General features: G+C 63.7%; 15 protein-coding genes and 2 tRNA genes. 10 read left to right on the forward strand and 7 right to left on the reverse strand.

Annotated elements, in window-relative coordinates; genetic code table 11:
* The first annotated feature begins 17 nt into the window (after positions 1 to 17).
* A complete protein-coding gene (gene nudC / locus OS914_RS01035; RefSeq protein ID WP_267544199.1) occupies positions 18 to 1,025 on the forward strand; it encodes an NAD(+) diphosphatase in 1,008 nt (335 codons plus the stop codon).
* On the forward strand, positions 1,022 to 3,175 hold the full coding sequence (locus OS914_RS01040; RefSeq protein ID WP_267544200.1) for an ATP-dependent DNA helicase UvrD2: 2,154 nt from the start codon (positions 1,022 to 1,024) through the stop codon (positions 3,173 to 3,175). Before nudC ends, OS914_RS01040 begins: the two co-directional genes overlap by 4 nt.
* Before the next feature lie 30 nt (positions 3,176 to 3,205).
* Here the strand turns inward: OS914_RS01040 and OS914_RS01045 are convergent, their stop codons facing one another.
* Positions 3,206 to 3,991, reverse strand: coding sequence for a ThiF family adenylyltransferase (locus OS914_RS01045; RefSeq protein ID WP_267544201.1), 786 nt, complete (start codon positions 3,989 to 3,991; stop codon positions 3,206 to 3,208).
* Positions 3,992 to 4,006: 15 nt separating this feature from the next.
* A complete protein-coding gene (locus OS914_RS01050; RefSeq protein WP_267544202.1) occupies positions 4,007 to 4,285 on the reverse strand; it encodes a hypothetical protein in 279 nt (92 codons plus the stop codon).
* 157 nt (positions 4,286 to 4,442) lie between these two features.
* Between OS914_RS01050 and OS914_RS01055 the strand changes: the two genes are divergently transcribed.
* A complete protein-coding gene (locus tag OS914_RS01055; protein ID WP_267544203.1) occupies positions 4,443 to 5,111 on the forward strand; it encodes a M48 metallopeptidase family protein in 669 nt (222 codons plus the stop codon).
* On the opposite strand, the gene OS914_RS01060 is transcribed toward OS914_RS01055, so the two are convergent.
* Positions 5,104 to 6,531: a zinc-dependent metalloprotease gene (locus tag OS914_RS01060; protein ID WP_267544204.1), complete on the reverse strand. Its 1,428-nt coding sequence runs from the start codon at positions 6,529 to 6,531 to the stop codon at positions 5,104 to 5,106. The two genes, OS914_RS01055 and OS914_RS01060, sit on opposite strands and share 8 nt — an antisense overlap.
* Before the next feature lie 374 nt (positions 6,532 to 6,905).
* On the opposite strand from OS914_RS01060, the gene OS914_RS01065 reads away from it, so the two are divergent.
* The 4 genes from OS914_RS01065 to OS914_RS01080 all read left to right on the forward strand — a co-directional run bounded on the left by OS914_RS01065 (position 6,906) and on the right by OS914_RS01080 (position 11,662).
* A complete protein-coding gene (locus OS914_RS01065; RefSeq protein WP_267544205.1) occupies positions 6,906 to 8,057 on the forward strand; it encodes a YlbL family protein in 1,152 nt (383 codons plus the stop codon).
* 133 nt (positions 8,058 to 8,190) lie between these two features.
* On the forward strand, positions 8,191 to 11,181 hold the full coding sequence (locus OS914_RS01070; protein WP_420713836.1) for a UPF0182 family membrane protein: 2,991 nt from the start codon (positions 8,191 to 8,193) through the stop codon (positions 11,179 to 11,181).
* A 133-nt stretch (positions 11,182 to 11,314) separates the two neighbouring features.
* Positions 11,315 to 11,391: transfer RNA gene (locus OS914_RS01075), tRNA-Met, on the forward strand.
* Between the two features lie 194 nt (positions 11,392 to 11,585).
* Positions 11,586 to 11,662, forward strand: a tRNA-Met gene (locus OS914_RS01080).
* Between the two features lie 110 nt (positions 11,663 to 11,772).
* On the opposite strand, the gene OS914_RS01085 is transcribed toward OS914_RS01080, so the two are convergent.
* Together OS914_RS01085 and OS914_RS01090 are read right to left on the reverse strand one after the other, a co-directional pair.
* The gene (locus OS914_RS01085; RefSeq protein ID WP_267544207.1) at positions 11,773 to 12,165 is read right to left on the reverse strand and encodes an AMIN-like domain-containing (lipo)protein; all 393 of its coding nucleotides are present in this window, start codon (positions 12,163 to 12,165) and stop codon (positions 11,773 to 11,775) included.
* Between the two features lie 536 nt (positions 12,166 to 12,701).
* Entirely contained in the window at positions 12,702 to 13,679 is a 978-nt protein-coding gene (locus OS914_RS01090) for an aldo/keto reductase (protein WP_267544208.1), read from the reverse strand.
* Positions 13,680 to 13,884: 205 nt separating this feature from the next.
* Between OS914_RS01090 and OS914_RS01095 the strand changes: the two genes are divergently transcribed.
* From OS914_RS01095 to OS914_RS01105, 3 genes are all read left to right on the forward strand, one after another.
* On the forward strand, positions 13,885 to 15,522 hold the full coding sequence (locus tag OS914_RS01095; RefSeq protein WP_267544209.1) for an ABC-F family ATP-binding cassette domain-containing protein: 1,638 nt from the start codon (positions 13,885 to 13,887) through the stop codon (positions 15,520 to 15,522).
* 120 nt (positions 15,523 to 15,642) lie between these two features.
* Positions 15,643 to 17,649 (forward strand): glycoside hydrolase family 3 N-terminal domain-containing protein, encoded by a 2,007-nt coding sequence (locus tag OS914_RS01100; RefSeq protein WP_267544210.1) that lies wholly within the window; start codon positions 15,643 to 15,645, stop codon positions 17,647 to 17,649.
* A gap of 356 nt (positions 17,650 to 18,005) precedes the next feature.
* Complete coding sequence (locus OS914_RS01105) at positions 18,006 to 18,851, forward strand: aldo/keto reductase (protein WP_267544211.1); 846 nt, start codon at positions 18,006 to 18,008, stop codon at positions 18,849 to 18,851.
* A gap of 84 nt (positions 18,852 to 18,935) precedes the next feature.
* Here the strand turns inward: OS914_RS01105 and OS914_RS01110 are convergent, their stop codons facing one another.
* Both OS914_RS01110 and OS914_RS01115 read right to left on the reverse strand, forming a co-directional pair.
* Positions 18,936 to 20,123, reverse strand: a complete 1,188-nt coding sequence (locus OS914_RS01110) for a TerC family protein (RefSeq protein ID WP_267544212.1) — start codon at positions 20,121 to 20,123, stop codon at positions 18,936 to 18,938.
* A 236-nt stretch (positions 20,124 to 20,359) separates the two neighbouring features.
* Positions 20,360 to 21,169: a PspA/IM30 family protein gene (locus OS914_RS01115; protein ID WP_267544213.1), complete on the reverse strand. Its 810-nt coding sequence runs from the start codon at positions 21,167 to 21,169 to the stop codon at positions 20,360 to 20,362.
* Positions 21,170 to 21,204: the final 35 nt, after the last annotated feature.

The raw sequence follows: 21,204 nt of genomic DNA on the forward strand, positions 1-21,204 counted from the left end.
CTGCGTACGGTAGATAGATGATCCAAACCGAACCGCTGCCGTGGACCGAAGCCGTCTTGGACCGGGGCTGCGAGCGCCGGTCGGCTCCCGGTTTTCTCGAGGGCCTGCGGGCCTCGGGTGAGAGTCGATGCATGATCCTTGTCGATGGCAAAACCCTTATCCACTCGGACAAAATAGTATTTGTGGATGCCCGCCGGCTCCCGACGGATGGGCTGGCGGTCTATTTAGGGCGGGCGACGGCGGCGGCCGCCAGGGTGTTTGGCGTGGAGCCCGCGCAGGTGCAGCGACCAGGCCCCGCTTCGGTGTCGACGGGGCTGTCGCCGGAGGACGATGTGCTGCTGGTTGTCCTGCCGGCGGAAGCTGCGGCAGCGCTGCTCAGCATGGCGCCGGCCGGTACGCGTCTGGCGGGATACCGCGAAGCTGCCCTTAGCCTGCCCGCAGCGGACGCGGGTATCTTCATCGAGGCGAGCGCCATAGCCAACTGGCACCGAACCCACAAACATTGCCCGCTCTGTGGTGCAATCACCCGCGCCGAGGCTGCCGGCTGGGTCCGGCGCTGTCCGCAGGATAATTCGGAGCACTACCCGCGCACGGATCCGGCCATAATTGTCGCCGTTGTCGGCCCGGATGAGCGCATCCTGCTCGGCGGTGGATCCAAATGGGAAGCCAATCGCTATTCAACATTGGCCGGATTTGTTGAACCCGGTGAATCGCTGGAGCAGGCCGTAGTGCGTGAGATCGGCGAGGAGGTCGGGGTGCGGTTGCATTCGCCGAGTTACTTAGGTTCACAGTCGTGGCCCTTTCCGGCTTCGCTCATGCTCGGCTACCTGGCCCGTACGGACGACACGGAGGCCGTTCCGGACGGTGTGGAGATCACGCGGGCGCGCTGGTTCAGCCGCGACGAACTTCAGCAGGCGGTCAGCCGCGGGGAGGTCGTGATCTCAGCACGGACGTCAATTGCCCGCGCCCTGATTGAGCACTGGTACGGCGGCAGGATTCTTGAAGCCGGGGAGGTGGCTGAATGACTGAAGAACTGGCGCCGGTTCTCGATGAGCGGACGCTGGAGGAACGGATTCTGGCCGGTCTCGACGACGAGCAGCGAACCGTCGCGACGACGCTGACGGGACCGGTGTGTGTACTCGCCGGAGCCGGCACTGGAAAGACCAGGGCTATTACCCACCGGATCGCCTATGGGGTGCACAGCGGTGTCTACAACCCGCAACGCCTGCTGGCTGTCACATTTACGGCACGAGCAGCCGCTCAAATGCGCGCCCGGTTACGAGATCTTGGCGTAGGCAGTGTCCAGGCGAGGACCTTCCATGCGGCCGCTCTGCGCCAACTTCAGTTTTTCTGGCCGCAGGCCGTAGGTGGTGTTATTCCCGGACTGCTCGACCACAAGGCGCAGCTGATCGCAGAGGCGGCTCGTCGGCTGCGGCTCGCGTCAGACCGCGCTTCGATCCGGGACCTTGCCGCCGAAATTGAGTGGGCTAAGGTCTCTATGCTGACGCCGGAAACGTATCTGACGCATGCGCAGGATCGGGGGGAGCCTGGCGGGCTGGACCGGACCGCCGTCGGCCGCCTCTTCCAGGCGTACGAGGACGTCAAAACGGACCGAAACGTCATTGATTTCGAGGACGTGCTGCTGATTACCGTGGGAATCCTGCAGGAGGATCCGCGGGTAGCGGCTACGGTGCGGGAGCAGTACCGCCATTTTGTAGTGGACGAGTACCAGGACGTTTCCCCGCTGCAGCAACGCATGCTGGATCTCTGGCTCGGTGGCAGGGAGGACCTTTGCGTGGTCGGAGATGCCAGCCAGACCATCTATTCCTTCACCGGAGCCACCTCGCGGCACCTCCTTGACTTCCCCGCGCGGTACCCCAAGGCTCAGTTGGTAAAGCTGGTCAAGGATTACCGCTCCACGCCGCAGGTCGTGCAACTGGCGAATTCACTGCTGGCCGCACGCCGCAGCGCCGGTCCCGCGGCGGACGCCGGCTGGTCCGCGCCCCTGCACCTGGTGGCGCAGCGGGCAGCCGGTCCGGTGCCCGAGTTCGTCGAGTGCAGCGATGATGAAGCGGAAGCAGCGGCGGTGGCAGTGCGGATCAAGGCCCTGGTCCGCAACGGCACGCCTGCGAGTGAGATCGCTGTCCTCTTCCGCACTAACGGCCAGTCGCAGGCCTATGAGCAGGCGCTGGCGTCCCTCGGTGTTGGCTATCAATTGCGCGGCGGCGAGCGGTTCTTCGCCCGCAAGGAGGTCCGGGATGGCATCCTGCAACTGCGGGCGGCCTCACGCGCCACCGCTGGGGAGCCGGTGGGCCAGCTGGTCAGGGATGTATTGGCCACCCTGGGGTACACCGACGATCCGCCACAATCAGGGGGTGCCGTGCGCGAACGATGGGAATCCCTGGCCGCGCTGGTGGCACTGTCCGATGAGCTGGTGGCAAGCAGAGGTTCGGCGGAGGGCGGGTTTAGCCTGGCTGACTTCGTGCTGGAACTGCAGGAACGATCCGTCGCCCAGCACGCTCCGACGGTGCAGGGCGTGACCCTTGCGTCCTTGCATTCAGCCAAGGGGCTGGAATGGGATGCAGTGTTCCTGGTCGGTCTCAGTGAAGGGCTAATGCCGATCTCCTTTGCGGATACAGCTGAGAGTGTTGATGAAGAACGTCGTCTTCTCTATGTGGGCATCACGCGTGCCCGCGAGTTTTTGGGCCTGTCCTGGTCGACTGCCCGGACGCCGGGCGGTCGGGCCAATCGCAAGCCATCCCGTTTCCTCGACGGGCTCAGACCTAATTCGGCTCGCAGTCCTGGAAGCTCGGGGACGGGCTCCGCACCCAACCCGACACGTAAAACCCGTAAGGAGGCCGCGCCGTCCACTTGTAGGGTCTGCGGGAAGATGCTCTCCTCCGGGGCCGAGCGCAAGGTGGGCCGGTGTGGCGATTGCCCGCCCAGCTACGAGGAAGCGACGTTTGACGCGCTTCGCCAGTGGCGGCTGCAGGAGTCCAAACGGGCCGAGGTTCCGGCCTTTGTCGTCTTCACCGACGCCACTCTCGTGGCGATCGCGGAAGCCAGGCCGCAGTCCACGGCGGAGCTCTCCGGGTTGCCCGGCGTTGGTCCAGCCAAACTGGAACGCTACGGCGAGGCCGTCCTTGAAATCCTCACGATGGACTCCGCCAGCTGAACGCCACAGCCCTGGACGTAGAGATGCAGCTCAGTGAGCTTCCAGTCCTGCAGGGTCCGCGCTCTGAAACTGTCGCTGAAATTGACATCCGCAGTCCGGATGGCGTGCGTACCGGCGGTGCAGCCAGTTACCGTCGGATGCCCGGAAGGTGAGAACGGCGGACCAGCTTGCCGGCCGGTTGACGCCGTCGAGAAACAGCAGCGCCTGGCGTGCGGCTGAGCCCGCGACGCAAAGGGCCATGGAGCTCTCCTCCGGCGGCGCCTGCCTGTCTCGCCCCGGGTTGCCCAACTCGGCGCAGAGCCGCGGCCACTGCGCATCAGCCTCGGCGCGGTATCGTTCCACGCATTCGCCGCAGGCCGTTTCACCGGGGATGACCAACGGCCCGATGGTGGCGTCTTGTTCGCGCTGCAGGACCACAAGATGCGGGTGGTCACGGCGCATCAGCTGGGCCGAACCTTTTGGATCGACGGCGTCCCGCCCGGTGTAAATCACCAGATCCAACGTTTGAGAGTCAGCCCCGTCATCGGGCATTTGCCGGACCACATGGGACTGGCAGGCTGGGTCGAGGCTGTTCAGGTGCCGGCGAAGGGCCGCGGCGCGATTCATGCCGATGTCCGTCATTTTGAAGGCGCCGGGCCCGACGTCGGCCGCCAGCACCGCCCTGCCGTCCTCCAACAGCAAAGTGCCGATACCGGCAGAGACAAGGACCTGCGCCAGCGCAGCGCCGGTAAGGCCCAAGCCAACCAGCCGCAGCACGCAACGTCTGCGGGCTGCCACGAGGTCCTGTGCCGGAACACGGTAGAGGGCTGCTGCCAAGGCCGCGTCTCCTGCCTACCGTTCGCCCCGGTATCCCGGCAGCGCCAGCGGTGTGGCATCGTCGAACAACACGGACGAGAGCGAACGGATGATTTCCTCCGCTCGGGTCCGGTCCAGAGCTGCCAGGGCCGCGGTCTCGGGCGTTGCCGCGGTGCCTGTACCGCGGCGCAGTAGGGCGACAAATGTCAGATCCGCTGCGGTGAGCCCTTCCAGGATAAAGCCGCCGGGTCCCATGCCGACCTGCAAGGTCTGCGCGTCCCTGGCAGCCACTCTCAGGCCTGGATTGATCTTCATGATGTACCTCGGAGTTCTTGCTGCACGTTCTTCATCGATCGGTAGCTCGATGCTGGCACAATCATCCGGTCCCGGTGACGTTATCCACAGCTGGCAGCTGTACACAGCCCCGCCGGCCGGATGGCAGGTTGTCCAAGGGTGGTTGTAACGTGCAAGTATGCATTCCGATCGAACCCCCACTGCCCAGCTCACAGCCGGTGGCGCGCCCGTTCTCGTCCGCCGGTCAGCGCGGCGCCGCCGCACAGTGGCCGCATTTTGGGAAGGCGGAACGGCCGTGGTGGCAATTCCGGCTCACTTCAGCGTCGCGCAGGAACGTCTTTGGGTCGCCAAGATGGTCGGAAAACTGGAGACCAAGGGCTACGGTCCGGCAGGCGGCGCGGGCAGGAGTACGGAAAAGCGCCGCGGCAGCGTCGACGCAGAATTGATGACCCGGGCTGCTGCACTTTCGTCGCGCTATTTGGCCGGAAAAGCGGTGCCGGTAACGGTTCGATGGGTGAAAAATCAGCATGCGCGCTGGGGCTCGGCAACTCCCGCGCAGAGGTCCATCCGGCTTTCCGACAAGCTCCAAGGAATGCCCGACTGGGTGGTGGACTACGTGTTGTTGCACGAGCTTTCGCACCTGCTCGTGGCCTCCCATGGGCCGGAGTTTTGGGAGCTGCTGCGCGGCTACCCGCAGCTGGAGCGGGCCAAGGCTTTCTTGGAGGGAGTCAGCTATGCGACGTCCCGCGGGTTGCAGGGCGGCGACGGTTGCGGGCCGGACGAACCAGACCCGCAGCCAGCCTCTCACCGGCAGCCCGCCGTGAGTAATGCAAAGTTGCTCAGCTAGGTGCGCCGGAGCCGTCCTGGCCCTTGTCCGTTGCGCCGGACTCGCCGTCGTCCTTCTGATCAGCCTGCGCCGCAGCTTCCGGACTTTGCTCAAAATCGCCCTTCAGGAGCTTTTCCAGCGCCGCATCCACATCGGAATCCGAGGCATCCAACAGTTTGCGTCGGTCGCCAAAGCCGGACGGATCGTCCAAGTCATCGGCAGTGGGCAGCAGATCCGGATGCTGCCAGATCGCATCCCGGCCCGCTATCCCGCGCTGTTGCTTCAAGGCAGCCCACAGGGTGGCGGCTTCCCGGAGGCGGCGCGGTCGCAGTTCAAGTCCTACCAGGGCTCCAAAAGCATGCTCGGCGGGGCCGCCGGTGGCCCTCCGGCGCCGTACCGTCTCCCGCAAGGCCGCAGCCGAGGGCAGATTATGCGCAGCTTCAAAACTGAGTTCATCTACCCAGCCCTCCACCAGCGCCAACGCGGTTTCCAGCTTGGCCAGCGCAGCGTCCTGCTCCGGGGTGCGCTGCGGCATGAAGACGCCCTCGGAGAGAGCAGCCTGGATGGCCTCCGGATTGCTGGGATCCAGACCCCGGGCAAGTTCCTCCATCCGGGACATGTCAATATGAATGCCGCGGGCGTAGGATTCGATGGCGCCCAGGAGATGGCCGCGCAGCCACGGAACCTGAACGAAGAGCCGGGCATGGGCCGCCTCCCGTACAGCCAGGAACAACCGGACATCCTGCTCGGGCAAATCCAGTCCCTCCCCGAAGACAGCGATATTGGCCGGCAACAGGGCCATCTGCAGATCGGCCAGCGGGACGCCGATATCCGTGGAGCTGACCACTTCGCGGGCCAACGCCCCAACCGCCTGCCCTAGTTGCATGCCGAAGAGTGCGCCGCCCATGTTCTGCAGCATGGACGAAGCCCCACCCATCATTGCTTTCATTTCTTCCGGCAACTGCTCGCTGAGCGTATTTGACAGGGCAAAGGCAATACTGTTCGCCACCGGCTCGGTGAGCCGCTTCCACGTCCCCAGCGTCTCTTCTACCCACTCCGCACGGGACCATGCCCGGCCGATCAAACCGGTACTGGGCAGATCCGTAACCGGATCCAACCACAACTCCGCCAGACGCAGGGCCTCGTCCACTTCCCGCGATTGCGCCGCAGTGATGGACGGATCCCCGCCGGCCACGGCCTGCCGGGCGTTGTCGTGTGCCAGCTCCCAGTTCACCGGCTCATCGCTCTGATTGCTCATCATGGCCTGGACCTGGGCAAACAGCGCAGACAGGGCCTTGGGATCATCCGGAAAGCCCGCAGCCTTCGCAAGCGCCGCCGGATCGAACCCTTCCATGCCCTGGCCACCCATCAGGTTGGCCAGCATTTCCGAGAGTGGATCTTTGGGTGTTTCATCATCGTTATTTGCTGGGGTCGATGTCATGTGTGGCCGTTCCTAGGAGGGCTAACTTCTTACCCTCACGTTACCGCCGCCTGCGCTTTCTTGTCTGCCCGGCGGCGGCCCGTTCGCTACCGGCCAACCGGCCGCAGACGGCAAATCCGTTCCCCGTTCGCTGCCGGCATAGCGGCCCGTGCCAATGGCAGTCAAACCGTTACCGGCGAACCTCCGCCGGAGCACGTAGGCTAGGGGTTTGGACTCGCTGGCGGGTCCAGCGTCGCCGGTGTTGGCGGAGCGGTCCGAAGACAACGTGGTCAGGCAGACAGATCTGTGCATGGTTGCCAAAGAATGAAACAGGTGTGGACAGCGGGGATGGGTAACAGGTACGGGCAGCATCGGGCGCAGGAGAGGTATAAGTTGTGAGCGATCCGAACACGGGGGGACCCCTGGAGGGGGCACCCGCCGGCGGGCGTGCCTCTGCCTGGACTTCCTGGACGAAGCCGCCCGCACCCCAGCGGCCCCGCGATGGGCGCTTCATCACCATGCTCGTCTCGGGTGTACTGGCGGCGGCATTGTGTATCGTGGCCCTGACGCTGCCCGTGCCGTATGTGATCGAATCCCCAGGCCCCACTTTCAACACGTTGGGCAAGGACGGCTCCAGACCCGTCATCCAAGTCAGCGGCCATCCAACATATCCTGCCACCGGGCAGCTGGACCTGGTGACTGTTTACGTCAGCGGCGGCCCCGGCACCAGCGTCAATATCGTTGAGGCGTACCGGGCCTGGCTGGACAGCAGCCGTTCGGTGATTCCCGAAGAACTGGTGTACGCACCGGGGACCAGTCAACAGGATGTGAACAGCCAGAACGCCGTCGCCATGACGACATCGCAGGAGGATGCAACTGCGGCTGCCTTGACGCAGTTGAAGATTTCTTACCAGACCACGCTTGCGGTTGCAGCGATTCCGCAGCAGTCCGCTTCTGCAGGCCAGCTGGAGCCCGGTGACGTCCTGGTGTCAGTCAACGGAGCGCCGGTTACGACTTTGCAGGTCATCCAGGACGCATTAGCTGCCAGCAACGGTATGGCCGTCAGTGTTCAGGTGCGGCGCGGCTCCGAAACGCTGACCAAGAGCATCACGCCGCAGAAAGGCGCCGGCGGCAAGTACCTGCTCGGAATTGCCCTGCAGTACAAGTTCAGTTTCCCCTTCGACGTCAATATTGCACTCAATAACGTCGGTGGTCCCAGCGCCGGAATGATGTTCGCGCTGGGGATTATCGACACCCTGACGCCGGGGGATCTCACCGGCGGCAAACACTTTGCCGGGACAGGAACGATCGAACCGGGCGGCACGGTCGGTGCGATAGGCGGGATCGTGCAGAAAATGATTGGTGCACGGCACAGCGGCGCCACCGTCTTTTTGGCTCCGGCCGCTAACTGCGACGAGGTGGCCGGCCATGTCCCGGCCGGTCTGCAGGTGGTCAAGGTTCAAACCCTGCAACAGGCTTACGACGCGCTCACACACATCGCCGCCGGCAAGGACAGCTCCGCACTCCCGGCCTGTCAGGCCGGGTGAGAGCGGCTATGATCTCTAATCTTCATTCCACACTGACATCAGCACTCCCATCACCAGCTAAGCAGAGGTAAGCGTGACTTCCCGTCCTGCCAGTCCCAACAGACCCACCAACTCCCGACGCCGGCGAGGGCCGCTGTTGCCAACCCTGATTGTGGTGGCCGTACTGGTCATTGCCTTCGTCTTCTTCGCCAACGTCTACACGGATGTCCTCTGGTACTCCCAGCTGGGATTCTTGGAGGTCTTTTGGCGTGAGAACGCCTCCAGAGTACTGATATTCCTGGCCGCTTTCCTGATCATGGGCGGCGGAATCTACGCCTCCGTGCGCGTCGCATACCGGGCACGCCCCATCTACGCACCGGACAGCCAGACCCAGGACACGTTGAATCACTATCAGGCGCAGCTGGAACCGGTCCGTCGCCTGGTGATGATCGGTGTGCCGGCGGTGTTCGGCCTGTTTGCCGGTACCGCGGCCGCAGGGCAGTGGCAGAAGGTCCTGCTGTTTCTCTATCAGGTTCCCTTTGGCCAAAAAGATCCGCAGTTCGGACTCGATCTGAGCTTTTTCATCAACACCCTGCCGTTCCTGGGGTTTGTCGTCGGTTTCCTGATCAGCGTCGTGATCATCTCGGCCATCGCCGGAATCCTGACCCACTACCTCTATGGCGCTATCCGGCTGCAGGAACGTGGCCTTTTCACCAGCCGGGCTGCGCAGATTCAGCTCGCCGTGCTGGCCGCGGCCTTCCTGATCCTGCTGGCCGTCAACTTCTGGCTGGATCGGTACTCGACGCTGCAGGACAACAGCGGCCTGCGCTCCGGCGCCCTGTACACGGATGTCAACGCCGTCATTCCCACCAAAACAATCCTTGCCGTCGCCGCGGTCATCGTTGGCGTGTTGTTTATCGTGGCCGCCGTGATCGGCCGCTGGCGCCTGCCGGTCATCGGTACGGCCATGCTGATCATTACCGCCATCCTGGCCGGGGGCATTTACCCCTGGGCAGTGCAGCAATTCCAGGTCAAGCCCTCGGAGGCTGCGCTGGAGAGCCCGTACATTGGGAAAAACATCAATTCGACGAGGTCTGCTTACGGGCTCGATAACGTGGAGGTCACGCCGTATAACGCAACGACAGACGCCACACCGGGCGCGCTGCGGCAGGACGCGGAGACCGCGGCCAATATCCGGCTGCTGGACCCGAACCTGATCTCCACTACTTTTGGTCAGTTGGAGCAGTATCGTCCGTACTACAAATTCCCCAGTACGTTGAACGTGGACCGATATAACATCGACGGCAAGGTTCAGGATACGGTTATTGCCGTCCGTGAGCTCAATCCCAACGGGATCAGTCCGGATCAGCAGACCTGGTACAACACACACCTCGTCTACACACACGGTTACGGCATCGTGGCGGCCTATGGAAACACCGCCACCGCGGACGGAAAACCGGTGTTCATGCAGTCCGGTGTTCCGTCCGTCGGCAAGCTGGGCACGGATACGAGCTACCAGCCGCGCATCTATTTTGGTCAGTTCTCCCCGGACTACTCCATCGTGGGTGCGCCGGAGGGTGCCCCGCACGTGGAACTGGACCGCCCGCAGGGTTCAGGGACCAGCGGTGAAGCGTCGACCACTTTCTCCGGAAACGCCGGCCCTAACGTCGGGAACTGGCTCAACAGGCTCTCTTACGCCATCAAGTTCCAGTCCTCCGATCTGCTGCTGACCAACGGAGTCAACGACAAGTCGCAGATCCTTTACGACCGCTCTCCCGAGCAGCGGGTCGCCAAGGTGGCACCGTACCTGACCATCGACGGCAATCCGTATCCGGCCCTCGTCGATGGCCGTGTCAAGTGGATCGTGGACGGCTACACGACCAGCGCAGCATACCCCTATTCCCAACAACAGCAGCTCGAATCCGCCACCACGGACTCGCTGACGTCCAAGACAGGGTCCGGCGCGCTGCCCAATAGCTCCATTAACTACATCCGGAACTCGGTCAAAGCAACGGTGGATGCCTATGACGGTTCGGTGTCGTTGTACGCGTGGGATGCTCAGGACCCGATCCTGAAGGCGTGGCAAAAAGCCTTCCCGACGACGGTAAAGCCGTTCTCCGAAATGTCCGGTGACCTGATGAGCCACGTGCGCTATCCGGAGGACCTTTTCAAGGTCCAGCGCGAGCTGCTGAACCGTTATCACGTGACGGACCCGGGTGAGTTCTACAAAAACACCCAGGCGTGGAGCATCCCGAATGATCCGACGGCCTCGGCCGACGTCAAGCAGCCGCCGTACTACCTCTCACTGCAGATGCCGGGACAGGAGAAGACCGCTTTCTCCTTGACGACGTCGTTCATTCCGCAGTCGGTGAAGGGAACGGATTCGCGGAACGTGCTGTACGGCTTCATGGCGGCCGACGCCGATGCGGGGAACCAGAAAGGGGTGAAGGCGTCCGGCTACGGCAAGCTCAGGCTGCTGGAGCTTCCGGTGGACACGCAGGTGCCCGGCCCCGGCCAGGTGCAGAATACGTTCAATTCCGATCCGACGGTGTCTACGCAGCTGAACCTGCTGAAGCAGGGTCAGTCGAGTGTCCTCAACGGCAATCTGCTCACCCTCCCGGTGGGCGGCGGGCTGCTCTACGTCCAGCCGGTCTATGTTAAATCCACCGGTGAAACGTCGTACCCCACGCTGCAGCGCGTGCTGGTGGCCTTCGGGAACAAGATCGGTTATGCGGCAACGCTGAACGAAGCCCTCGATCAGCTCTTTGGCGGCAGTTCGGGGGCAGTGGCCGGGGACAAGCAAAAGCCAGGCGGGGCGACGACGACGCCGGGCACGGGCGGCACCGGTGCCAGCGGAACCCCGAACCCGACGGCCCAGGCTGCACTGACACAGGCGTTGCAGGATGCCAACCAGGCCATCCAGGACGGGCAGGCTGCGCTGGCCAAGGGCGACTTCGCTGCCTATGGGGCGGCGCAGACCAAGCTCAATGCTGCGATTGCTGCGGCGCTGGCAGCTGAGGGGAATTTGACGGGAGCCGGTGCGGGTGCGCCGGCCGCTGGCTCTGCCGGCACCTCGACGGCCTCGCCGTCGTCGTCTGGTACCTCGACGGCATCGCCGTCGTCGTCCGCCAAGCCGACCAAGTAGCCCGGCAGGCTCCGGGGCGGTTCCACTGGGAATGCGCCCCGGAACCTCGGGCGGCGCCACGCAGCTCACGGCCCACTGATGTGCTCTCAGATTAGGTCCTGCGGGAGGACCTAAGGTAGAGTGAAGATCACGACGCGGGGTGGAGCAGTTCGGTAGCTCGCTGGGCTCATAACCCAGAGGTCACAGGTTCAAATCCTGTCCCCGCAACCACAAAGAGACCCTGACCGGTGGAAAATCCGGTCAGGGTCTCTTGCGTTAATGCCACTGTTCTCTCAGCGTCCGGACCGGACCGTGCCGCGGGCACAGATGCGGGGCTCTGCCCGCAACCAGGCAAGCGCCATTTGCCGATCCGCATTGGAAGCGGTCTTCGGGCCGGAGGAAAGCGGGTATAGTTGATCACGCGACGCGGGGTGGAGCAGTTCGGTAGCTCGCTGGGCTCATAACCCAGAGGTCACAGGTTCAAATCCTGTCCCCGCAACCATGACAAGGCGCTGACCGGTGTAGACACGGGTCAGCGCCTTGTATTTTGCCCGCCAGCGGCCGCGGGCCCCGACAAGCAGCGAATACCACCAACGTGTCATCAGTCCCGTACTAGGGCCGGCGAACATCAACGTAAACGGTCGTAGTATCACCGGAGCGTATTAGCTGCCCGACCTTGAAGCCGGCTTTGGTGGCTTGCCCCAAGGAGATCGATAAGACGCCTTCCCAGTCACCGGTCTCGGCGTAGGAGAGTAGGCCTGGAAGTCCGGTTGAAACCGGGGGATTTGGCCTGTTGGGAAGCGTCGACTGGCCTTCCCCGTCATGAGCGGAGGCCCTAAACGACAGATGCAGGTAAGCTCCCCCGTCAAGGTCAACCTTGTCACCGGACGCATCGTGGAAAACCTCCGGGACATAGTGGGCGTGCAGTTCCGGGCCATTTTGGAAGTCGAGGGAAATTCGGTCGAAGTTGCCTTCGGGATGGCCGGCAACTCTGATGTTCGTCAAAGACGAACCTGTGTTAGCAGCACCGGTAGCCGGCAGGGTGGCATCGGCGGTCGACCAGGCCTCGGGGCCAGGGGTGGGAGCAGGCGGTGCGCCGCTGCTTGCCGGTGCGCTCGGCTTGGGAGAAGGCACCGGGGTGGTCGTGGGGGCTGGTGTGGGGGCTGGTGTGGGCGTGCAGCCGCTTAAGGCGACTCCCACTACAAAAGCAGCGACGGCAGTTCGGTTTCGTGGACGCGACATGATTGTCTCCCTACAGGGGCGCAAGCTTGATGGTCGGTGCGATGGCCGCGAAGACAATGCAGAGGAGGCCCGCGCTGAAGGCTGTCGGCTGGGCCATTCCTGTCTGCAGACCCTGGCATCCCCCGGGGCGCGCACCGACCCGGACGGCTGTCTGTTGGGCGGGAATGGCTGCGGAAGTACGGCAAAATTCGGGGCGCCAGTGGACATGCCGGGATCCTACTCTTGGCGCACTCACCGCGCCATAGGTAGATCTGCAGACGGCGCCCACCAGAGGTCAGCAGACAACTTCTCCACGGCGGCTAAAAGCCCGCAAGGGCGTGCGGAATGTAGTGCTCTTCCAGTGCGGAGAGCTCCTCGGCAGTGAGGGTGATGTCTAAGGAAGCGATCGCGTCGTCCAGATGGCCAAGCTTCGTGGCCCCGACAATCGGCGCACTGACGCAGGGATTAGCGCAGACCCATGCCAGCGCGACTTGCGCGCGGGGAACTTCGCGGGCCTGGGCCACGGCGGCCACGGCCATGGAGACCTTCCGGTCAGCGTCTTCGGCCTGCCGGTAGAGGGTCTGGCCAAACACATCCAGGCCTGCGCGTGTTGTCTCTTGGTCCCAGTCCCGAGTCAGCTTGCCCCGGGCCAGCGGACTCCAGGGCAACACCGCGATCTTTTCTTCCCGGCAGAGCGGATACATTTCGCGCTCTTCCTCACGGTTGATCAGATTATAGTGATCCTGCATGCTGACGAAGCGGGCCCACCCATTGGCCTGTTGGGCATGCAGTGCCTTGGAAAACTGCCAGGCGTACATCGACGACGCACCAAGATAGCGAACCTTGCCGGCGCGGACGACATCGTCCAGGGCTTCCAGCGTTTCCTCCAGCGGGGTCAGCGGATCCCAGCGGTGGATTTGATACAGATCGATGTAGTCGGTGCCAAGCCGGCGAAGGCTCTCATCTATCTGCCACAGAATGTGCTTGCGGGACAGGCCCGCCCCGTTCGGTCCTTCGGTCATTCTGCCGTGGACTTTGGTGGCAAGGACGAGTTCTTCGCGACGGCCAAAGTCCGCCAGTGCGCGTCCGGTGATTTCCTCGCTGGAGCCGTCGGAGTAAACATTGGCCGTATCGAAGAAATTGATGCCATGCTCGATGGCCCGACGGAAGAACGGCCGGGATTCTTCCTCGGACAGGGTCCAGCCGTGGTTGCCGCGGTGCGGCTCCCCGTAGCTCATGCAGCCCAGAGCCAAAGCAGAGACATCGGTGCCGGTATTTCCAAGTTTGACGTATTTCATCTGCTTCTTCCTGGCCGTTTTGAATCCGTACCAGTGATAGTAGTCCCGTGGCGCCGTCCGCTGCTGGCGCCGTCCGCGCGCCTGCTGCGGCAGCGGCCCGCGTGCCTGCTGCCGCAGCGGCCCGCGCGCCTCCTGCCGCCGCAGCCATCCCGCAGGCTGGGGGCACCTGGCCAAACAATGCAGAAGGATTGCATAAGCTGGTCTAATGACTGCAACACTCGTGGCCAAGGACCTTTCCGGCGGCCACGCACACCGGACGCTGTTCGCCGATCTGAATCTGACCGTCGCGCCGGGGGATGTGGTGGGTGTTGTAGGTGCTAACGGCGCCGGCAAATCGACGCTGCTGCGCCTGCTTGCCGGCGTGGACGAACCGCTGGCAGGGACGGTCAGCCGCGCGCCGTCGGACGCGTTCATCGGTTGGCTGCCGCAGGAACACGAGCGCCTTGCCGGCGAGACGGTGGCCGGCTACATTGCCCGCCGTACGGGCGCCGCCGAAGCCACTGCCCGGATGGAGGCCGCGGCTCAAGCGCTGGCGTCAGGGACAAAGGCAGCCGACGACGACTATGCCGCCGCGCTGGATCATTGGTTGGCGTGCGGGGCGGCGGATCTCGAGGAAAGAATCCCCGCGATGCTCGCGGAACTGGAGTTGGGGACGGGGGCGGCCGCGCAGATGACGTCGCTCTCCGGCGGTCAAGCCGCCCGGGCTGCGCTGGCAGCGCTGCTGCTGAGCCGGTTCGACATTGTGCTTCTGGACGAACCTACCAACGATCTGGATCTGGCGGGCCTGCAGCGGCTGGAATCCTTTGTCCAGGGGCTGCGTGGCGGGGTCGTCCTGGTCTCGCATGACCGCGAATTTCTGGCCCGCTGCATTTCCGCCGTGGTGGAACTGGATCTGGCGCAAAACCAGGTCTCTGTGTATGACGGCGGATACGACGCCTATCTGCAGGAGCGCGCCACCGCACGCAGGCAGGCCCGCGAGGCTTACGACGAGTTTGCGGACAAGAAGTCCGATCTGGTGGCGCGTGCCCGGACGCAGCGGGAATGGAGCTCGCAGGGGGTGCGCAATGCGATGAAGAAGGCGCCGGATAATGACAAGATCAGGCGCCGGGCCAGTACCGAGTCCTCCGAAAAGCAGGCGCAGAAGGTCCGCCAGATGGAGTCACGGATTGCGCGGCTGGCCGAGGTGGCGGAGCCACGAAAGGAGTGGGAGCTTCAGTTTAGTATCGGCGCCGCGCCGCGCTCCAGCTCGGTAGTGGCAACGCTGAACCAGGCTACGCTCCAGCATGGCGCATTCACTTTGGGCCCGGTATCACTGCAGGTCAACGCGGGGGAGCGGATCGGGATCACCGGTCCCAACGGAGCGGGGAAATCGACGCTGTTGCGGCTCCTGCTCGGATACCAGGCGCCCGACGGCGGCACGGCAGCGTTGGGCGCAAACGTCGCCGTGGGCGAGATTGACCAGGTCCGCGGCCAGCTGGCAGGGACGGACGCACTCGGGGCTGCCTGCGAGGCCCGGCTCCCGGAACTGAGCAGCTCTGAGGTCCGCACGTTGCTGGCGAAATTCGGCCTGAAAGCGGATCAGGCAAGGGCTGCGGTCGGCAGCCTCTCACCGGGGGAGCGCACGCGGGCCGCGCTGGCACTCTTGCAGGCCAAGGGCGTGAATCTGCTGGTACTGGATGAGCCCACCAACCACCTGGACTTGCCGGCCATTGAGCAGCTCGAGGAAGCGCTGGAAAGTTACGACGGCGCCCTGCTGCTGGTTTCGCATGATCGCCGCCTGCTGGCGAAGGTCCGGTTGGATACCCGTTGGGACGTCGGGGACGGTCAGGTCACAATCCGCTAAAGGATCTTAGCCGCCCTATCCCGTGGTCTGGAGGGGGGTGGGCTGGGTTGAAGCTCTGACTGCCATTGTGGTCAGCGTACGGCCGCAGTATGGTGGTTACGCGAGTTGGAGGCGGTTGCCATGCAGCCTGGCGGTTTTGCACGGTGGATCATGATTTTGTCGGCGGCGGCGATGGCCGCATCGACCCCGGCGACGGCCTCGACGGCGGCGGCTACCCCGGCGCAGGCGCCAGCCGCCGACGCACAACTGTGCGTCTCATCGGTGCTCTCGCAGATGACGCTGGAACAGCAGGTGGGCCAGCTGTTCGTGATGGGCGTCAGCGGCACCGCGCCGACCCAGCTCCAACTGGACACCATCACGACGCAGCATCTAGGCGGCGTGGTACTGATCGGTCACACGGCGGCTGGGCTGACCGCTACCCGGCAGTTAACCGACGCCCTGCAGGCGAAGGCTACCAGCACCGCCGGCGTCGCGCTGTGGGTATCAGCGGACCAGGAGGGTGGCTACGTCCAGGTGCTGAACGGTCCCGGTGTATCCGCTATACCGACCGCCCTCTCGCAGGGCGGCATGGCGCCGGCGGATCTGCGCTCGGCGGCCACCTCGTGGGGCGCGCAACTGCTCTCGGCTGGTGTAAACCTCAACCTCGCACCGGTGCTGGATACCGTACCGGCCAGCCTGGGCACCGGCAATATCCCCATCGGTTATTACGACCGCGAGTATGGCTACGACCCCGGGGCGGTAACCGCGCACGGTACCGCGTTCGCGGCCGGCATGACCAATGCCCGGGTGCAGACCACCGGCAAGCACTTCCCCGGCCTGGGCCGGGTGGTCGACAACACGGACACCACCTTCGGAGTTACCGACGATGTGACCACGCGCGGGGACTCCTACCTGCAGCCGTTTGCCGCTGCGGTGGCACAGGGCCTGCCGGTGGTGATGATTTCGGAAGCCCGCTACAGCCGGATCGACGGCCTGCGGGCAGTGTTCTCTGCGACGGTGATGCAGACGATGCTGCGCGGGGACCTCGGTTTCTCAGGTGTCATCATGTCCGACAGCTTGGACGCCGCCGCGGTCAGCGACCTTACCCCGGCCCAGCGCGCCATCGGGTTCCTCGCCGCTGGCGGCACGGTGGTGCTGGACGGCTCGTCGGCTGACATCCCGCTGATGGTCAGCGCTGTGCTGGCGCAGAGCCGTCAGGATCCGGGGTTTGCCGCACAGCTGCAGGCCGACGCTAAGACGGTGCTGGAAACCAAGTACCAGGCCGGCTTGGTCTCCTGCCCGGATGCCGCCAACCCGATCGCGCAGCACTACGCGGCGCTCGGCGGTGCCGCCTCAGTGCTGGGCCTGCCGGTCGGGCCCGAATATCCGGTGGCGGGCGGACGCGGGCGCAACTATCAGCGCGGCTCGATCCTATGGTCGGCACGCACCGGCGCTTTCGAGGTCCACGGAGCCATCGGCGGCCACTATTGGGCGCTGGACGGGCCGGCCGGTTTCCTCGGCTTCCCGGTGACCGACGAGACCGCGACACCTGACGGGGTGGGCCGGCACAACAACTTCGACGGCGGCACAGGCGGGTCGATCTATTGGACGCCCGCCACCGGCGCCTGGTCGGTGCATGGCGGAATCCTCGCGCACTGGGGGGCGCTGGGCTGGGAACGCGGCCCAATTGGATATCCGGTGAGCGACGAGACCGGCTCCCCTGACGGGGTAGGCCGGTACAACAACTTCGACGGCGGCATTGGCGGGTCGATCTATTGGACGCCTGCCACCGGAGCATGGTCTGTACAGGGTGCGATCCGTGCGCACTGGGGGGCGCTGGGCTGGGAACGCGGCGTGTTGGGATATCCGGTCAGCGACGAGACCGGTTCTCCGGACGGAGTGGGACGGTACAACAACTTCAGCGGCGTCGGCGGGAGTGCGTCCATCTACTGGACGCCGTTGACCGGACCGCATGACGTGCTCGGAGCGATTAGGGCGCGGTGGGGCTCATTGGGCTGGGAGCGCGGTGCGCTGGGTTACCCCGTGACCGACGAGTATGACATCACCGGTGGCCGGCGCAGTGACTTCCAACATGGCTCGATCATCTGGGACAGGGCCAGCAATACCACCATCGTCATTTATGCGTAGCCGGGCCAGGCGGATCTACGCTGAACCAGGCAAGAGGGCGGGACGGATACGACTGGACCGCGGAATCTAATTGCTGCCGGGTACGCGGCCCCACAATCGGTGCGGGGATCACGGAATCAGCCCCAGCCCATAGTGCTGTGCAGCGGGGATCACCTCAAGTTTCACGTCCGCGCCGCAGGCCGCCTTGGTCAAACCACCGGCCCACAATGTCTTCCATCCAGCCGCGATAAACTTTAAGGCCCGAACGGCCCAACTGGGCAGATTGCATGCCGCCAGTCTGCTCTCAACGCGTCTAGGCTGGGTAGAGGGTAGGGGAACATACCGCTGCCGGTGGGACGAGACTGGAGAGGCAACATATGTCTAATGAGCTGAATGCTAAAGTCGCCGAGCTGACCCTCAATAACGGCGTAACCATTCCGCAGTTGGGGTTCGGTGTTTTTCAGGTACCCCCGGAGGACACCCGGAAAATTGTCCAGGATGCGCTGGAAGCCGGCTACCGCCACATCGATACGGCCGCTGCCTACGGCAATGAGGCGGGAGTCGGCGAGGCCATTGCAGCCTCCGGGATTCCGCGCGAGGAGCTGTTCATCACCACCAAGCTCCGCAATGGCGAACAGGGGAATGCCGCTGCCGCCTTTGAGAACAGCAGGAAGGCGCTGGGCCTGGATTTTGTGGATCTTTATCTGATCCATTGGCCGGTGCCGTCGCAGAACCAATTTGTTGGCGCCTGGACCGCCATGGAGAAGCTTTACGCGAAGGGGGAGATCCGAGCAATCGGAGTCTCCAACTTCAGGGTCGAGGATTTGGACACCCTGCTGGCCGGCGGGAATACGACGCCGGCGGTCAATCAGATCGAGTTGCATCCCACGTTCCAGCAAACGCACGTCGCGGCGGCCAGCAGGTCCCACGGCATTGCGGTGGAGGCGTACAGCCCGCTGGGCCAGGGCAATGACCTCTCCGCCGATACGGTACGGCAGCTAGCGGACAAATACGCGGCCACCCCTGCGCAGATAGTGCTGGCCTGGCACCTGGGCTGCGGGAACATTGTCATTCCGAAATCCGCGGATTCGAACCGGATGCGCGAAAACCTGGCTGCAGCATCGCTGACGCTTTCCACCGAGGAGCTTGCCGCCGTCGGTTCGCTGGAATCGGGGCAGCGCATCGGGGCTGACCCGGCGACGGCGGCGTTCAGCCAAATGTAGGCCACTGCAGGCGATTTGGCCCGGGAACCTGTCGATCCGACAAAGCGGACAGGCAGGGTCCCGGACCGAGGCCCGTCGACGTGGCTAGGAGGCTGGGAACGTCGCGTGCTCCTCATGCGCCCGGCTGACCAACCGGCGGATCTGTTCTACATCCTTCGCCCGATCGCGGTGCTTGAGCGGCATATAGCGGATTTCCTCCTCAGCGGCCGTCATTAAGGCGTAAACCCGCTCGCGCTCGCTGCGGTCCGCTGTGTAGGACAGATCCAGATACTCAGTGGCGTGGTGACGGATCCCGGATACTGCCGCCTGGGCCTTGCCTGCCGGGCTCAGCAGGGAGGCGATCACGGTCACGGCCAGCACGCCCATTATGACAGTCAACGACGCGCCGGTACTGATTTCGACCACCGGCACGGGGTCGCCCCCATTGATAAAGAAGAGGTTGTTCTCATGCAAAGCATGCAGCACCAGCTTGACGCCGATGAAGGCCAGGATGGCAGCTAGGCCAAAGGAAAGGTAGATCAGACGGTCAAGGAGGCCGTCGATCAGGAAGTACAGCTGGCGCAGCCCCATCAGCGAGAACGCTGTTGCTGTGAAGACGACGTAGACATTTTGCGTCAGCCCGAAGATGGCGGGGATGGAGTCCAAGGCGAACAGCAAATCCGTTCCGCCGATCGCGACCATCACCAGCAGCATCGGGGTCAGGACGCGTCTGCCGTTTTCCTGCGTGAATAGCTTATCTCCGTCGAAGTTCTCGGAGGTGTGGAAGAAGCGCCGGGCGAGCCTGATGATGAAATTGTCCGCGCTGCCTTCGTCCTCCTTCTCGGGCCTGAGCAGGTTGCCGGCGGTGACCAGCAGGATCAGCCCGAAGATGTAGAAGACCCAGGCGAACGAATTGATCAGTGCCGCGCCGAGGAAAATGAATCCGGTCCGGGCGATCAAGGAAAAAATAATCCCGAAGAGCAGAACTTTTTGCTGATCTTCACGCGGTACGCGGAAGCTCGCTATCAGGATCAGGAAAACGAACAGGTTATCGACGGAAAGGGCTTTTTCCGTGACGTAGCCGGCAAAGTACTCAGTCCCCATCTCCGCCCCGCCGAAAGCCCACAGCAGTATGCCGAACAGCAGTGCCATCCCGACGTAAATGCCGGACCATAGGGCTGCTTCTTTGAGTTTGGGAACATGAGCTTTGCGGATGTGAAAGAAATAGTCGAACGCCAGAAGTCCGAGAATGAGGACGAGGGTAAGACCCCAGATAAGGGGAGAGACAGTCATGACGGCTGCTTTCGTAGGGTGGTGAGGACAGGTGAAATCACCATAAGTCTCTCCAATCAGCTCAAAGCTGACAGCTGCACCCGGCAGAGCGTCATTGCCCTACGTGTTGACGTATGCAGCGTAACGGATACTCCCCTACGTACTTTCAACCCTATCGCATTGTCCCGCCGGTCCCAACCGGAGGGCGGCTGCGGCTCCCGGGGCGCCCGAAGAGCCGAAGCCGCAGGTCAAGCGCCCTAGAGGTTGTCGAACTCCGCCTCGTCCAGCTGTGTCCCTGCTGCGGCAGCATCCTTGGACAGACCCGGCCCCGCAGGGAGGGCGGCAGGAGGTGCCACGGGGCCGGACTTGAGGGCAGCGAGGCGGGCCTCAATTTCTGCTTGTTCGCCCAAGTCCTCCAGACTGTTAAATTGAGCGTCGAGGCTGGAGGCCTGCAACTCGGCCTGGCCGCGGACCTTCGCCTCTTCCCGGCGGATCTTGTCTTCGAAGCGGCTGACTTCGCTGGTTGGATCCATGATGTCAATGCTCTTGAGCGCGTCATGAACCTGAGTTTGCGCCTGGACCGTTTTCGAACGAGCAATCAGTTCATTGCGCTTATTGGAGAGCTCGCCCAGCTTCGACTTCATCTGGTTCAAGCCGGTCTTGAGCTTCTCCACGACCTCTGACTGCGAGGAGATGCTGGGTTCGGCGGACCGCGCTTCGTTTTCCGAGCTCATCTGGCGCTGCAAAGCGATTTTGGCAAGGTTGTCGAATTTCTGCGCGTCGGCATCGTTTCCGGCGCCGCGGTATTCGTCGGCTTTGCGGCTGGCTGCCAAGGCCTTGGTGCCCCAGTCTTGGGAGGCTTTTATGTCCTGCTGATAGTCATCTTGGAGCATGCGCAGATTACCAATGGTCTGCGCCACAGCGGACTCGGCCTCCGCGATGTTGTTGGTGTAGTCCCTGACCATTTGATCCAGCATCTTCTGCGGATCCTCTGCCTGATCCAGCAGCGCGTTGATATTGGCCCTGGCCAGTTGTGAGATGCGGCCGAAAATGGACTGCTTTACCATCGTCTTACCTTCCGTCGTGCTCTTGATTGAGTTCC

This window comes from Arthrobacter endolithicus, assembly GCF_026627425.1.
GTDB lineage: Bacteria > Actinomycetota > Actinomycetes > Actinomycetales > Micrococcaceae > Arthrobacter_M.